This is a genomic window from Variovorax gossypii, assembly GCF_003965815.1.
Classification (GTDB): Bacteria; Pseudomonadota; Gammaproteobacteria; order Burkholderiales; family Burkholderiaceae_C; genus Variovorax; species Variovorax gossypii.
Genome location: NZ_RXOE01000011.1, coordinates 174067 through 186650 on the forward strand (window position 1 = coordinate 174067; position 12584 = coordinate 186650).

21 protein-coding genes are annotated in these 12584 nt (G+C 65.0%); 3 read left to right on the forward strand and 18 right to left on the reverse strand.

The window, feature by feature from the left end; all coding sequences use genetic code 11:
* Positions 1-50: 50 nt before the first annotated feature.
* The 3 genes from EJP69_RS28335 to EJP69_RS28345 all read right to left on the reverse strand — a co-directional run bounded on the left by EJP69_RS28335 (position 51) and on the right by EJP69_RS28345 (position 1486).
* The gene (locus tag EJP69_RS28335; RefSeq protein WP_019657667.1) at positions 51-320 is read right to left on the reverse strand and encodes an HPr family phosphocarrier protein; all 270 of its coding nucleotides are present in this window, start codon (positions 318-320) and stop codon (positions 51-53) included.
* On the reverse strand, positions 289-744 hold the full coding sequence (locus EJP69_RS28340) for a PTS sugar transporter subunit IIA (RefSeq protein ID WP_093206300.1): 456 nt from the start codon (positions 742-744) through the stop codon (positions 289-291). Before EJP69_RS28340 ends, EJP69_RS28335 begins: the two co-directional genes overlap by 32 nt.
* A gap of 187 nt (positions 745-931) precedes the next feature.
* A complete protein-coding gene (locus EJP69_RS28345) occupies positions 932-1486 on the reverse strand; it encodes a hypothetical protein (protein WP_093306898.1) in 555 nt (184 codons plus the stop codon).
* A gap of 99 nt (positions 1487-1585) precedes the next feature.
* On the opposite strand from EJP69_RS28345, the gene EJP69_RS28350 reads away from it, so the two are divergent.
* On the forward strand, positions 1586-2083 hold the full coding sequence (locus tag EJP69_RS28350; protein ID WP_093206298.1) for a TlpA disulfide reductase family protein: 498 nt from the start codon (positions 1586-1588) through the stop codon (positions 2081-2083).
* A 75-nt stretch (positions 2084-2158) separates the two neighbouring features.
* On the opposite strand, the gene EJP69_RS28355 is transcribed toward EJP69_RS28350, so the two are convergent.
* Entirely contained in the window at positions 2159-2605 is a 447-nt protein-coding gene (locus EJP69_RS28355; RefSeq protein ID WP_093206297.1) for a c-type cytochrome, read from the reverse strand.
* Between the two features lie 162 nt (positions 2606-2767).
* Between EJP69_RS28355 and EJP69_RS28360 the strand changes: the two genes are divergently transcribed.
* Positions 2768-3478, forward strand: coding sequence for a cytochrome b/b6 domain-containing protein (locus EJP69_RS28360; protein WP_126473660.1), 711 nt, complete (start codon positions 2768-2770; stop codon positions 3476-3478).
* Positions 3475-4062, forward strand: coding sequence for a GNAT family N-acetyltransferase (locus tag EJP69_RS28365; RefSeq protein ID WP_126473662.1), 588 nt, complete (start codon positions 3475-3477; stop codon positions 4060-4062). The genes EJP69_RS28360 and EJP69_RS28365 overlap by 4 nt, the downstream gene beginning before the upstream one ends.
* 21 nt (positions 4063-4083) lie before the next feature.
* On the opposite strand, the gene EJP69_RS28370 is transcribed toward EJP69_RS28365, so the two are convergent.
* From EJP69_RS28370 to rpsJ, 14 genes are all read right to left on the reverse strand, one after another.
* Positions 4084-4590, reverse strand: coding sequence for a peroxiredoxin (locus tag EJP69_RS28370; RefSeq protein WP_093306895.1), 507 nt, complete (start codon positions 4588-4590; stop codon positions 4084-4086).
* Positions 4591-4672: 82 nt separating this feature from the next.
* The gene (gene rpsQ, locus EJP69_RS28375; RefSeq protein WP_015867662.1) at positions 4673-4942 is read right to left on the reverse strand and encodes a 30S ribosomal protein S17; all 270 of its coding nucleotides are present in this window, start codon (positions 4940-4942) and stop codon (positions 4673-4675) included.
* A gap of 9 nt (positions 4943-4951) precedes the next feature.
* Entirely contained in the window at positions 4952-5161 is a 210-nt protein-coding gene (rpmC, locus tag EJP69_RS28380) for a 50S ribosomal protein L29 (RefSeq protein WP_026284221.1), read from the reverse strand.
* A gap of 52 nt (positions 5162-5213) precedes the next feature.
* Entirely contained in the window at positions 5214-5630 is a 417-nt protein-coding gene (gene rplP / locus EJP69_RS28385) for a 50S ribosomal protein L16 (RefSeq protein WP_007838137.1), read from the reverse strand.
* A gap of 52 nt (positions 5631-5682) precedes the next feature.
* Complete coding sequence (gene rpsC, locus EJP69_RS28390; protein ID WP_126473664.1) at positions 5683-6597, reverse strand: 30S ribosomal protein S3; 915 nt, start codon at positions 6595-6597, stop codon at positions 5683-5685.
* Positions 6598-6614: 17 nt separating this feature from the next.
* Positions 6615-6947, reverse strand: a complete 333-nt coding sequence (rplV, locus tag EJP69_RS28395) for a 50S ribosomal protein L22 (protein ID WP_019657678.1) — start codon at positions 6945-6947, stop codon at positions 6615-6617.
* 9 nt (positions 6948-6956) lie between these two features.
* On the reverse strand, positions 6957-7235 hold the full coding sequence (gene rpsS, locus EJP69_RS28400) for a 30S ribosomal protein S19 (RefSeq protein ID WP_007838132.1): 279 nt from the start codon (positions 7233-7235) through the stop codon (positions 6957-6959).
* 10 nt (positions 7236-7245) lie between these two features.
* Complete coding sequence (gene rplB, locus EJP69_RS28405; RefSeq protein ID WP_007838130.1) at positions 7246-8070, reverse strand: 50S ribosomal protein L2; 825 nt, start codon at positions 8068-8070, stop codon at positions 7246-7248.
* 2 nt (positions 8071-8072) lie between these two features.
* On the reverse strand, positions 8073-8408 hold the full coding sequence (gene rplW / locus EJP69_RS28410; RefSeq protein ID WP_093206293.1) for a 50S ribosomal protein L23: 336 nt from the start codon (positions 8406-8408) through the stop codon (positions 8073-8075).
* Positions 8405-9025, reverse strand: a complete 621-nt coding sequence (gene rplD, locus EJP69_RS28415; RefSeq protein ID WP_019657681.1) for a 50S ribosomal protein L4 — start codon at positions 9023-9025, stop codon at positions 8405-8407. Before rplD ends, rplW begins: the two co-directional genes overlap by 4 nt.
* Positions 9025-9702: a 50S ribosomal protein L3 gene (gene rplC / locus EJP69_RS28420; protein WP_093206292.1), complete on the reverse strand. Its 678-nt coding sequence runs from the start codon at positions 9700-9702 to the stop codon at positions 9025-9027. Before rplC ends, rplD begins: the two co-directional genes overlap by 1 nt.
* 234 nt (positions 9703-9936) lie before the next feature.
* A complete protein-coding gene (locus tag EJP69_RS28425) occupies positions 9937-10476 on the reverse strand; it encodes a hypothetical protein (protein WP_126473666.1) in 540 nt (179 codons plus the stop codon).
* 25 nt (positions 10477-10501) lie between these two features.
* Positions 10502-12094, reverse strand: a complete 1593-nt coding sequence (locus EJP69_RS28430; RefSeq protein WP_126473668.1) for a hypothetical protein — start codon at positions 12092-12094, stop codon at positions 10502-10504.
* A 152-nt stretch (positions 12095-12246) separates the two neighbouring features.
* Positions 12247-12561, reverse strand: a complete 315-nt coding sequence (gene rpsJ / locus EJP69_RS28435) for a 30S ribosomal protein S10 (RefSeq protein ID WP_007838118.1) — start codon at positions 12559-12561, stop codon at positions 12247-12249.
* Positions 12562-12584: the final 23 nt, after the last annotated feature.

Here is a 12584-nt window from a genome sequence, read left to right on the forward strand (position 1 = left end):
CGAGGGGGGGGGCGTTTACACGAAGTGAAAAAGCCTGGGGGTGAGCCATTTCATTCGCCTTCGCCGAACTTGTCGTCCATCAGTTGGACGATGGCGTTCATCGCTTCTTCTTCCTGGGGGCCGTTGGTTTCCAGCTCGACGGTGGTGCCGATGCCGGCGGCCAGCATCATCACGCCCATGATGCTCTTGGCATTGATGCGGCGGTCGCCGCGGGAGAGCCACACCTCGCAGGGAAAGCTGCCTGCGAGCTTGGTCAGCTTGGCCGATGCGCGTGCGTGCAGGCCCAGCTTATTGCTGATGGTCACGGATTTCTTGATCACTGTGCTTTCTTTTCGCCTGGTTCTGGGGAGCCGCCACCGCCACCTGCATGACGCCCGCAGTGCCGCCCGCGAGGGCGCGCTGCACCAGCGTCTCCAGGGGTTCGTGCCGGTAGGTGACGGCACGCAGCAGCATCGGGAGGTTGACCCCCGCCACCAGCCGCGACCGCACGCCGTCCACCAGCTTCTGCGCCACGTTGCAGGGCGTGGCGCCGAATACGTCCGCCAGCACCAGCACCTGCGAGCGCGGCGTGTGCAGCTGCTGCGCGAGCGTGATGCGCGCGGCAGCCAGCGTTTCTTCGGGCGACACGTTGGGCAGTACGTCGAGCGCGACGATGGCCTGCTCGCAATCGGGAAACACATGCAGCGCGCACTGCCGCATCGCGTGCGCGAACGGTGAGTGGGCGATGATGAGGATGCTGTTCATGCGGGACGGAGGACGACGCGTCGATTATGCGGGGCCGTCCAGGGGAAGTAGATATGCGACATAACGCGACAGCCGCGAAAAACGGACAGTGCCGCACGAATCGGGCCGGCCGTTGCGGACACGCCGCCAGTCGAGACAGCTATCAGAACCATAGCAGGCAGCGCCGCCGCGGCGAACATGCCGCCGGTCATGGCAGCCTCAGGCCCTCGAAGAAGGTCTTCGACGCCTCGGCCGAGGAAGGATGGCCGAGCACGGTGGCCTGGTAGAGCGCGACGGTGCCGTCCTTCTGCGACTGGGCGAACCAGAGCACCTGCAGCTGCGTGGCGGCGCCCTGCGGCTGCTGTTGAGGCTGTGGCAGCGCGTCGAGCTGCAGCGGAGCGGGCACGGCGGTCGCGCGCTGCACGCTGGGGCGCGACTCCGCAACCTGCGCCGCGCCCAGCTGGCTGCGCGTGGCGGCCTGCCAGGCATGAAGCCAGGCTTCGGCCTGCGCGGGACTGCCGGCGGAGGCATGTGCGATGGCGAAGGTCGCGCCGCCGGCCTCGCAGCCCGTCATGTCGACCTGCACCGATTCGGAGCCCAACGGCAACGCGCGGGTGGCGCGGTCTGCCTTGCAGGGCAGCATCGCAACCAGGCCGGCTCCGGCGATCGGCACCTCGCGCCAGTTGAAGGCGGGGCTGCAGGCTGCGAGCAGGGCAGCCGCGGCCAGCACGAGCCGGGAAGAAAGGACGACAGCAGGCGGCATGGGGCAGCGATTATCGAGCGGCGCCGGGCCAGCGGGATGTCGCCAGCAGGATCCGGCATGCGGAACTAAAATCGCGCCGCCCTTCTCTTGCACCAAGCCATGAAGAAATACCTCGCTGCAGCCGCCGTCGTCGTCGCCTTGGCCACCGGCGTGGGCGTGTACCTCGGCTCCGGTGCCACCGCCGCTCCCGCCTCCACCTTCGTGCTGCTCGACGGCACGCAGAAGAGCACGGCGGACCTGAAAGGCAAGGTCACCCTGGTCAATTTCTGGGCGACCAGCTGCGTGACCTGCGTGGGCGAGATGCCCAAGGTCATCGCCACCTACGACAAGTACAAGGCGCAGGGCTACGACACCCTGGCCGTGGCAATGAGCTACGACCCGCCGAGCTACGTCGTCAACTTCGCCGAGACGCGCAAGCTGCCGTTCAAGGTGGCGATCGACAACACCGGCAGCGTGGCGCAGGCGTGGGGCGACGTGAAGCTCACGCCGACCACCTACCTGGTCAACAAGCGCGGGGAGATCGTGAAGCGTTATGTGGGCGAGCCCGACTTCGCCGAACTGCACAAGCTGATCGAAAAGCTGCTGGCAGAAGCCTGATCCCCAATCGATCCCCCAAAAGAAAAGGCGCCCCGAAAGGGCGCCTTTTGCTTTTGTCGTGCTGCGATCCGCTGCTTACTGGTTGCGGAAGCTGTCGTGGCAGGCCTTGCAGCTCGCGGCGGTCGGGCCGAACTGGGCCTTGAGCGCGTCGAGATTGCCTGCCTTGGCGGCGGTCACCAGCTTGCCGGTTTCCTCGATCAGCTTCTGCTGGCGTTCCTTGAACTTGGCGTCTTCCTTCCAGATCTCGGGCTTGGCCTTGCCGCCCTCGGCGCCGGGACCGAAGCCCGCCCAGGGCAGCTTCGCCATGTCGGCGACCACTTCGGCATTGGCCGCGGCGGCAGCTGCATCGTAGGGCGCGCGGCCGTTGGCCATGGCGCCGAGGCGGCTGAAATGCTGGCCCATCACGAACAACGCGCTCTGGCGGTACTTGATGGAGTCCTCGGGCTTGGCGAACTGGGCCGCCGCGGGAAGGGACATGGCAGCGCAGGCGGCTGCAAGGGCTAACGAAGCAATTCGGGTCATCGTGGATCCTCGTTGTGGGAGAAAAACGCCGTCGAACGCAGCGCTGCGAGCGAGTGTAGGGGCGGGCCGTGTCCGGCGCATAGCAACAACCCGAAGCGGTCCGGGGCCCGGACTTTGCTAATCTGCGCCTTCCGCAGCATTGCGCCCCCGGCGCCTTCCTCGATGACCGACTCCTCCGTGGCCGCCCTTCGCGCGGCCTCCGGCCCCGGCGCCCGCACCCGCGTCTGGGACCTGCCGACGCGCCTTTTCCACTGGGCGCTGGCCGTCGCCGTCATCGGCATGATCGGCACCGGCCTGAACGGGGCCATGGAATGGCACTTCCGCCTGGGGTACACGGTGCTCGCGCTGCTGCTGTTTCGCGTGCTCTGGGGCTTTGTCGGCGGGCGCTGGTCGCGCTTCGGCGCCTTCGTCTACGGACCGGGCTCGCTCGCGGCCTATCTGCGCGGGCGGGCGCATCCGGACCACCTGATCGGGCATACGCCGCTGGGCGCGCTGTCGGTGTTCGCGGTACTGACCATCCTGGCGGTGCAGGTCTCCACCGGGTTGATGGCCGACGACGAGATCTCCGCCTCGGGGCCGCTCACCCGCTTTGTCTCGGGCGAAGTCGTGAGCCTGGCCACCGGCTGGCACAAGGCGCAGGGCAAATGGGCCGTGATCGCGCTCGTCAGCCTGCACGTGCTGGCTGTGCTGTTCTACGTGCTGATCAAGCGGCACCGCCTGGTGCGGCCGATGGTGACGGGCGACAAGCTGGTTTCCTCGGAAAGCGGCCAGGTGGCGCCGAGCCGCGACGACGCGGCTTCGCGCTGGCTGGCACTGATCCTGTTCGCGCTGTGCGCGGGCGTGGCCTGGTGGATTTCCTCGCTGCGCGTATGAGCTTCTCCGTGTCACGCCCCCTGCCGCTGTCGGCGGTACCCGCCGTGGTGCTGCTCACGCCCGAAGAAGCGCACGAGATCGAGGCGGTGCGCACGATCTTCCGCGACTACGCGGGCTCGCTGGGCATCGACCTGGATTTCCAGGATTTCGACGGCGAACTGGCCCAACTGCCCGGCGAATATGCCGAGCCGCGCGGCACGCTGCTGCTCGCGCTGGTCGATCCGGCCAATGTGAAGGAAGACGCCGGGCGTCAGGCCCCGACGCTGAAGCGCGCCGACGGCACGCTCGCGCACGTCGCGGGATGCTGCGCGCTGCGTCCGCTCGACAACGCGGACTATGCGAACGCGGCGGAAATGAAGCGCCTGTACGTGCGCCCCGGCTTTCGCGGCCTGGGGCTCGGCCGCCAGTTGGCGGAGGCGATCCTGGATGCGGCACGCAGCGCCGGATATGGCTGCGTGCTGCTCGACACCCTCGACGACATGGAGTCGGCGCGGGCACTCTACGAAGACCTGGGCTTCGTGGAAGTGCCGCCCTACTATCACAACCCCGTTGCCGGGGCCCACTACCTCAAGGTGGATCTCTGAGCGGCTGAGCCGCCGATCGGATCAGCCGCGAGCCTGGGCCAGCAGCGTGCCGGCGTCGCTGACTTCGAACTTGCCGGGCGCCTCGACGTTGAGGGTGGCGACCTTGCCGTCCTTCACGAGCATCGAGTAGCGGTTGCTGCGCAGGCCCATGCCGCGGCCTGTCAGGTCGAGCGTGAGGCCGGTGGCCTTGGCGAAATCGGCGCTGCCGTCGGCCAGCATGCGCACCTTGGCGCCCGTCTTCTGGTCGCGTGCCCAGGCGCCCATCACGAAGGCGTCGTTCACGCTCACGCACCAGATCTCGTCCACACCGGCTGCCTTGAAGTCGTCGAAGTGCTGCACGTAGCCCGGCACGTGCTTGGCCGAGCAGGTGGGGGTGAAAGCGCCGGGCAGCGCGAACAGCGCGATGGTCTTGCCAGCCGTTGCCTTGGTCACGTCCACGGGGTTCGGGCCGATGCTGCAGCCTTCGCCCTCGACTTCGGAGTATTCCTGCAGGGTGGCCGAGGGAATGGTGTCGCCGACTTTGATCATTGAATGTGCTCCTGAAAAAGAAAAACGGCCCACATTGTGGGCCGTTTCCGGATTGGTTGCCCCAGGGGGCTCCAATGATTGATCAGACCAGGACGGCCTTCTCGACCAGACGGGTCACGACCCAGTTCTTGGTCTTCGAGATCGGACGGCTTTCCGTGATCTCGATGGTGTCGCCCAGCTTGTACTCGCCCTTTTCGTCGTGGGCGTGGTACTTGCTCGTCTTGGCCACGATCTTGCCGTAGAGCTCGTGCTTCACACGACGCTCGACCAGCACGGTCACGGTCTTGGCGCGCTTGTCGCTGACCACCTTGCCGATCAAGGTGCGCTTGAGGGATTTTTTAGCTTCCGTCATGTTCACTCCTTACTTGGCGGCTTGGGTTTCTTGCTGCTTCTGAGCAAGAATGGTCTTGGCGCGCGCGATGTCGCGGCGGGTCACGCGCAGCGTCGAGGTGTTCGACAGCTGTTGCGTGGCCTTCTGCATGCGCAGGCCGAAATGGGCCTTCTGCAGGTCCTTGATCTCGGCTTGCAGGCCTGCGACGTCCTTCGTGCGCAGGGTTGCGGCCTTCGTCACCTTGGCCGGAGCCGCGGCGGTCTTCTTACGTGTTGCCATGGATGTTCTCCTCTCAGGCGCCGAGCTGGCGAGCGACGAACGTCGTGCGCAGCGGCAGCTTGGCGGCGGCCAGGCGGAACGCTTCGCGAGCGAGTTCTTCGGGCACGCCGACGATCTCGAACACGATCTTGCCGGGCTGGATTTCGGCGACGTAGTACTCGGGGTTGCCCTTACCGTTACCCATCCGCACTTCGGCGGGCTTGGTCGAGATCGGCTTGTCCGGGAACACGCGGATCCAGATACGGCCACCGCGCTTCACGTGACGCGAAATCGCGCGACGAGCGGCTTCGATCTGGCGCGCCGTCAGGCGGCCGCGGTCGGTGCATTTGAGACCGAAGTCACCGAACGCGACCGAGTTACCCGTGGTCGCGATGCCGGTGTTGCGGCCCTTTTGTTCCTTGCGGAACTTTCTGCGTGCAGGTTGCAGCATGTTTTGTTACTCCGTGAGGGCCCCAGGCACTTGCGTGCCCGGGAGCGACCGATTACTCGGTCTTGGCACCGTCCGCTGCTGCAGCGGGCGCGGCTTTGCGGACGCGCTTAACGGCGGGTTTCGAGTCTGCACCGGCACCGCCGGTTGCTTCTGTGGGCTTGTCGCTGCCATCGGCCGGAGCGGTGTTGCCACCGATCGGACCGCGGGCACCGGCGCGGGGGCCGGGGCCACGGCGGTCGCTGCCCGGACGGTCGCCACCGGGGCGGCCATCACGGCGCGGACCGCGCGGACGACGTTCTTCTTCAGGACGCGGCGTCTCGACAGCGGGCAGGTCGTTACGACCCAGCGTGTCGCCCTTGTAGACCCAGACCTTGACGCCGATGACGCCGTAGGTGGTCTTGGCTTCCGAGGTGCCGTAGTCGATGTCGGCGCGCAGGGTGTGCAGCGGCACGCGGCCTTCGCGGTACCACTCGGTACGTGCGATTTCGATGCCGTTCAGGCGGCCAGCCGACATGATCTTGATGCCCAGGGCACCCAGACGCATGGCGTTCTGCATGGCGCGCTTCATGGCGCGGCGGAACATGATCCGCTTCTCGAGCTGCTGCGTGATGCTGTCGGCGATCAGCTGCGCATCGATTTCGGGCTTGCGCACTTCTTCGATGTTGACCGCAACCGGCACGCCGAGCTGCTTGCCCAGTTCGCGCTTGAGGTTCTCGATGTCTTCGCCCTTCTTGCCGATCACGACGCCCGGACGTGCCGAGTAGATCGTGATGCGTGCGTTCTTGGCGGGACGCTCGATCATGACGCGCGACACCGAAGCGTTCTTCAGCTTCTTCTTCAGGTATTCGCGAACCTTGATGTCTTCGGCCAGCATGCCCGCGAAATCGCGGTCGCTTGCGTACCAACGGCTGGACCAGTTACGGGTGACCGCAAGGCGGAACCCGGTTGGGTGGATTTTCTGTCCCATATTTCTTCCAGGCCTTCTTAGTTGCCAACCGTCACGTACACATGGCACGTGGGCTTGCTGATGCGATTGCCGCGACCCTTGGCCCGCGCGGTGAAGCGCTTGAGCGTGGCGCCTTGCTCGACGTAGATGGTCTTGACCTTCAGTTCGTCGATGTCGGCACCGTCGTTGTGCTCGGCGTTGGCAATAGCCGATTCGAGCACCTTCTTGACGATCACAGCGGCCTTCTTCTGCGTGAATTGCAGGATGTTGAGCGCTTGATCGACCTTCTTGCCGCGGATCAGGTCAGCGACCAGACGGCCCTTGTCGACCGACAGGCGGACACCGCGGAGGACTGCACGTGTTTCAGACATGGTCGTTCCTTACTTCTTCTGGACTTTCTTGTCCGCGGGGTGCCCCTTGAACGTGCGCGTGAGCGCAAATTCGCCGAGCTTGTGGCCGACCATCTGGTCGGTGATGTACACAGGCACGTGTTGCTTGCCGTTGTGAACAGCGATGGTCAGGCCGATGAACTCGGGCAGAACCATCGAGCGACGCGACCAGGTCTTGATCGGCTTCTTGTCCTTGGTCGTCACGGCCTTGTCGGCCTTGGCCACGAGGTGGTGGTCGACGAACGGACCCTTCTTGAGAGAGCGAGTCATTGGCTATCCCTTACTTCTTGCGACGCGACACGATGAAGACCTGCGTGCGCTTGTTGTTACGGGTGCGATAGCCCTTGGTCAGATTGCCCCACGGGTCGACAGGATGGCGGCCTTCGCCAGTCTTGCCTTCGCCACCACCGTGCGGGTGGTCGACCGGGTTCATCACCACGCCGCGAACGGTCGGGCGAATACCCATGTGACGCTTCACACCGGCCTTGCCGAGCTGGCGCAGGCTGTGCTCTTCGTTGGCAACTTCACCGATGGTCGCGCGGCATTCGATGTGAATGCGGCGAACTTCGCCCGAGCGCATGCGGACCTGGGCGTAGACGCCTTCACGGGCCAGCAGCGTGGCCGAGGTACCGGCCGAACGGGCGATCTGCGCGCCCTTGCCGGGCTGCAGTTCGATGCAGTGGATCGTCGAACCCACCGGGATGTTGCGGATCGGCAGGGTGTTGCCGGCGCGGATCGGGGCTTCGGCGCCCGACAGCAGCGTTGCACCGGCTTCCAGACCGCGCGGGGCGATGATGTAGCGGCGCTCGCCGTCGGCGTAGCAGACCAGAGCGATGTGGGCGGTACGGTTCGGGTCGTATTCGATGCGTTCGACCTTGGCCGGGATGCCGTCCTTGTTGCGCACGAAGTCGACAACGCGGTAGTGGTGCTTGGCACCGCCGCCACGATGACGGATCGTGATGTGGCCGTTGTTGTTGCGGCCGGCCTTCTGGAACTGGGGCTCCAGCAGTGGGGCGTGAGGAGCACCCTTGAACAGGTGGTCACGCGAGATCTTCACCGCGCCGCGTTGGCCCGGCGAAGTGGGTTTCATCTTGATGACGGCCATGATTAAGCGCCTTCCCCGACGAGGTTGAGCTCTTGACCGGCCTTCAGGGTCACATAGGCCTTGCGAACGTTGTCGCGGCGGCCGACGGACTTGCCGAAGCGCTTGGTCTTGCCCTTGGTGTTGAGCACCGACACGCCCTTGACTTCGACCTTGAACATCAGTTCGACAGCGGCCTTGATCTCGGGCTTGGTGGCGTCTTGCAGCACCTTGAAAGTGACAGCGTTCGACTTCTCGCCGACCATCGTGGCCTTTTCGGACACGATCGGGGCGACCAGCACCGCCATCAGGCGGCCTTCTTCGAACGTACGTTCAGCGGCAGTAGGGTTCACGCGGCTCATGCGAACATCTCCTTGAGCTTGTCGACGGCACCCTTGGTGACCAGCACCTTCTTGTAGTGAACCAGCGACACCGGATCGGCGTAGCGGGGTTCGACCACGAGAACGTTGACCAGATTGCGCGAGGCAAGGTACAGGTTTTCGTCGACTTCTTCGGCGATCACGAGCACGGACTCGAGATTCATCGCCTTGAAACGGGCTGCCAGCGGCTTGGTCTTGGGCGAGTCGACCTTGATCGAGTCGACCACGGCCAGACGGCCTTCGCGAGCGAGCTGCGAGAAGATGGACGCCATGCCGGCGCGGTACATCTTCTTGTTGATCTTCTGCGAGAAGTTTTCGTCAGGCATGTTCGGGAAGATCCGGCCGCCCCCGCGCCACAGCGGCGAGGAAGTCATACCGGCACGGGCGCGGCCCGTTCCCTTTTGCTTGAAAGGCTTCTTGGTCGAGTGCTTGACCTGCTCGCGGTCCTTCTGGGCGCGAGTGCCTTGGCGTGCGTTGGCCTGGAAAGCAACGACGATCTGGTGGACCAGGTCTTCGTTGTAGTCACGGCCGAACACGGTCTCGGGTGCGTCGTACTTCGACGCGGCCTGGCCTTGTTCGTTCAGGAGTTCGAGTTCCATTACTTCGCTCCTTGGGCCTGCGGCTTGGCCTTGATGGCGGGACGCACGGTGACGAAGCCACCCTTCGAACCCGGAATCGCGCCCTTGATGAGCAGCAGTTGGCGTGCTTCGTCGATGCGGATCACGTCGAGGTTTTGCGTGGTGCGGGTGACGTCGCCGAGGTGGCCCGTCATGCGCTTGCCGGGGAACACGCGACCGGGATCCTGCGCCATACCGATCGAGCCGGGCACGTTGTGCGAACGGCTGTTACCGTGCGACGCGCGCTGCGAGCTCATGTTGTGGCGCTTGATCGTGCCAGCGTAGCCCTTGCCGATGGAAGTGCCCTGCACGTCCACCTTCTGGCCCACGGAGAAGACGCTTGCCACCGGGATCACGCCGCCAGCCTTGTGCTGACCTGCGGTATCGGCGGTAACGCGGAATTCCTGGATGATTTCACCAGCTTCGACACCCGCCTTGGCGAGGTGGCCGGCTTCGGGCTTGGTCACGCGCGATGCCTTGCGCGAACCGAACGTCACCTGCAGGGCGACGTAGCCATCGGTCTCTTGGGACTTGATCTGGGTCACGCGGTTGTTGGACACATCCACCACCGTGACAGGAACTGCGTCCCCGTCATCGGTGAAGAGACGCATCATCCCCACCTTGCGGCCCAGCAACCCGAGGGAGTTGCTCAGACTCATTTGTTTTCTCCAAAAATGGAAGCTTCCTTCGCCGCTGCCACTTCAATTGGCGACAGCGTTTGCCGGGTTTCCCCGAGCAGCGGAAGAAGGTTGATAAATCTCTGCTCGCATAGCGCCCATGCGGACGCAACAAGGGCAGAGCCAGCGATTATAGCCCGCGCTGCGGGCTTGGCGCAAGCGCCATCATTGCGGCGCTTTCGGGCCTTGGCGCCCCTTCATGGGGCGTTTTTCGGCCTATTTCGGCTCTTTGGCCGGCATCGAAATGATTTTTTCGCCTTCCGGGGACGATTTCAGCTCGCCCGCGGCCTTCATGGCCGGCGCGCTCGAGCCGGTCTGGACAGGAATGGCGACGATGCTCATGGCACCGTTCTGCGTGACGAAGACGTTCAGGTAGGCCAGGCCTTCGCGGTCGCTGGTCACCATGGCGGTGGCGGTCGTGCTCTGGCCGGCGGGAAGCGCGAGGGTGCTGCTCGTCGTCAGGGTCAGGCCGGCGTCGGTCGTCAGGCGCGCAGTGGCGCCAGCCGGATCGCTCACGCCGTCGAACTGCAATACGACCGAAATCGCCCGGCCGACCCTGGCCGTACCCTCGACCCGATACTGGATCGCGACGCCGGAATCGTTGGGCTTCCGCGCGGTAGCCGTCATGGGCGCAGCCTGGCTGGAAGAAGCGGTGCCCTTGGCGGTGCGCGGCGTCGACGTGCTGTCCGCACATGCAGATGCGGCAAAAAGCGCCAAGCATGCGGCGGCGATCATCGAGCTGGAACGGAGGTTCATGGCGGCCTTCCTCGCTGCTGTCTATTTATTGAATCGAAACGTTGAAGCAGGTGCTTGCGGCAGCGTTATTGACATCGTTGACGACCAGCACATAGTCGCCAGCCGACAGGCTGACCGTATTCGTGTTCCGGCTCACCACCCCGCCCCGGTAGATCACGAAGTTCGGGCTGGCGCCCGCCGGCGGGCTGACCGTGAACAGGTAGTTGCGGCTGGCCGGCGCCGTGAAGCGCAGGTAGGCGAAGCTTCCGAGCTTGTTCCCCTGGCGCTGAGGATCCGCGGCGTTCGTCACGCAGGCCTGCGTAACCGAGCCTCCGACCGCCGCCGTCGTGTACATCGGCAACACATAGCTCACGGCCGGAGCGCCGCCGTTGTTGCTTTCCTGCACACCGTAGGGATCGTTCGAGGCGGCGCTGATGTTCTGGCCCGCGAGCAACGTTGCCAACGCCGACGCATTGCCCGAGGCGACCGAATTGAATGCCGCCGTGAACGGATGAATCGAGGTCACCGGCGCTCCGCTCCGGAACAACGCGCTCGTCAGCGCATCATGGATGGGCTTGAAGCCGACCTGCTGGTTCAGATTCCAGAAGATCGACTGGATCGAGGATTCGCTGAACCAGCCCGGATTGGTGGCCGTCGGCCCTCTCGTGAGATCGAGGCTTCCGCCACTGGCCTGGCCGGGTCCGCCCGAGTCGACATAGTTGCTGCGCCCCAGCGCGATGCCCGACCAGCCGTTGCCCCAACCCTCGGAGAAGGCGAGGCGGCGGTCGACGCGCTCGCTCGTGGAGTGCGCGCCGCCCGTCGAGTCGTCACGGCTGAACGAGGCCTGGTAGTAGTGCCCCCATTCATGCGCAATGACCGGAGCATCGAATTCGTCGGTATCCACGTCTTCCTTGCCGAGCACGTAGATTTCGGCGCCAGAACTCCTGCCGATGAAGAACGTGGTGCCGATCTGCCCCTGCGCGATGCTGCCGCTGGCGTTCGTGTTGTTGACGCTCCAGAACACCTTCAGCGACGGGAACGCCGTCGCAGGCGCCGCCGACATCACTTTCTGCATCGCCGTGTAGACCGTATCCATGATGGCGAACGGCCCGGACACGCGCTGGCTGGTGTAGCTCGAGCCACCCCAGCCGCTGGCGGCACGCAGGTCGCGGGTGAGCGCCGCGCTGCCGGTGGAGAACGCCGACGACTGCATGGAATAGATGGCGCTCGATTGCGTGTTGTCGCGCACGGTGACGTCCCAGCTCGGAAACGCCCCGGTGCGGGTCATCTGGGCCCGCACGCGGACGATGACGTTCGTGTTTCCTGGAACGCTCGCCGAATAGGCGCCGTTGTCGTCGGTGGAAGTGGTGGCCAGCTGGCTGCCGCTGGTGGCGTCGAGCACCTCGACGAAGGCTGCGCGCACCGGCTTGACCGTGGTGTTGGCATACACGAGGCGGCCGCTGGGATTGGGCACCGACTCGTAGGTGGCCGTGCCGCTCAACGCGACCGGCGCCGTCGGAACTATGGGCAACAAGGGAATTCCACCGCCGCCTCCCCCTCCGCCGCCACCGCAGGCGGTCAGCAGCACTGCTGCGATGCAAGCCACAAGGCTCGAAGCAAAGGAGATACGGTGTCTCATGGTTGTGCTGCCCTCGTTTCAGCTACCCGGCGCCTCGATGATTGACGGCGGCCGGCACGGGAGGATGCCACATCCGCGTGACATAAAGCACAAAACCCGCCTGCATTTCTGCAGGCGGGTTTTCTAGCAATCGCGGCGCGAAGCCGAATGGATTACTGCAGCTTGATCTCGACGTCCACGCCGGCCGGCAGGTCGAGTTTCATCAGCGCGTCCACGGTCTTGTCGGTCGGGTCGACGATGTCCATCAGGCGCTGGTGCGTGCGGATTTCCAGCTGGTCGCGCGACGTCTTGTTGACGTGCGGCGAACGCAGGATGTCGAAACGCTTCATGCGGGTCGGCAGGGGCACGGGGCCCTTGACGATCGCGCCGGTGCGCTTGGCGGTGTCCACGATTTCAGCGGCCGACTGGTCGATCAGCTTGTAGTCGAATGCCTTCAGGCGGATGCGGATCTTTTGCTTGGTAGCCATGGTGATTCCTTTGCTCCCGTCTT

Bases quoted from the DNA above. Each gene is read 5' to 3' on its own strand.
- EJP69_RS28345 (WP_093306898.1), bottom strand. From the start codon at position 1,486: ATGCCGCCTGCTGTCGTCCTTTCTTCCCGGCTCGTGCTGGCCGCGGCT.
- EJP69_RS28365 (WP_126473662.1), top strand. From the start codon at position 3,475: ATGAGCTTCTCCGTGTCACGCCCCCTGCCGCTGTCGGCGGTACCCGCC.
- rpsC (WP_126473664.1), bottom strand. From the start codon at position 6,597: ATGGGACAGAAAATCCACCCAACCGGGTTCCGCCTTGCGGTCACCCGT.
- EJP69_RS28355 (WP_093206297.1), bottom strand. From the start codon at position 2,605: ATGACCCGAATTGCTTCGTTAGCCCTTGCAGCCGCCTGCGCTGCCATG.
- rplB (WP_007838130.1), bottom strand. From the start codon at position 8,070: ATGGCCGTCATCAAGATGAAACCCACTTCGCCGGGCCAACGCGGCGCG.
- EJP69_RS28425 (WP_126473666.1), bottom strand. From the start codon at position 10,476: ATGAACCTCCGTTCCAGCTCGATGATCGCCGCCGCATGCTTGGCGCTT.
- rpsS (WP_007838132.1), bottom strand. From the start codon at position 7,235: ATGACTCGCTCTCTCAAGAAGGGTCCGTTCGTCGACCACCACCTCGTG.
- rplP (WP_007838137.1), bottom strand. From the start codon at position 5,630: ATGCTGCAACCTGCACGCAGAAAGTTCCGCAAGGAACAAAAGGGCCGC.
- EJP69_RS28360 (WP_126473660.1), top strand. From the start codon at position 2,768: ATGACCGACTCCTCCGTGGCCGCCCTTCGCGCGGCCTCCGGCCCCGGC.
- EJP69_RS28340 (WP_093206300.1), bottom strand. From the start codon at position 744: ATGAACAGCATCCTCATCATCGCCCACTCACCGTTCGCGCACGCGATG.
- rplC (WP_093206292.1), bottom strand. From the start codon at position 9,702: ATGAGTCTGAGCAACTCCCTCGGGTTGCTGGGCCGCAAGGTGGGGATG.
- EJP69_RS28350 (WP_093206298.1), top strand. From the start codon at position 1,586: ATGAAGAAATACCTCGCTGCAGCCGCCGTCGTCGTCGCCTTGGCCACC.
- EJP69_RS28370 (WP_093306895.1), bottom strand. From the start codon at position 4,590: ATGATCAAAGTCGGCGACACCATTCCCTCGGCCACCCTGCAGGAATAC.
- rplV (WP_019657678.1), bottom strand. From the start codon at position 6,947: ATGTCTGAAACACGTGCAGTCCTCCGCGGTGTCCGCCTGTCGGTCGAC.
- rplD (WP_019657681.1), bottom strand. From the start codon at position 9,025: ATGGAACTCGAACTCCTGAACGAACAAGGCCAGGCCGCGTCGAAGTAC.
- rpsJ (WP_007838118.1), bottom strand. From the start codon at position 12,561: ATGGCTACCAAGCAAAAGATCCGCATCCGCCTGAAGGCATTCGACTAC.
- EJP69_RS28430 (WP_126473668.1), bottom strand. From the start codon at position 12,094: ATGAGACACCGTATCTCCTTTGCTTCGAGCCTTGTGGCTTGCATCGCA.
- rpsQ (WP_015867662.1), bottom strand. From the start codon at position 4,942: ATGACGGAAGCTAAAAAATCCCTCAAGCGCACCTTGATCGGCAAGGTG.
- rplW (WP_093206293.1), bottom strand. From the start codon at position 8,408: ATGAGCCGCGTGAACCCTACTGCCGCTGAACGTACGTTCGAAGAAGGC.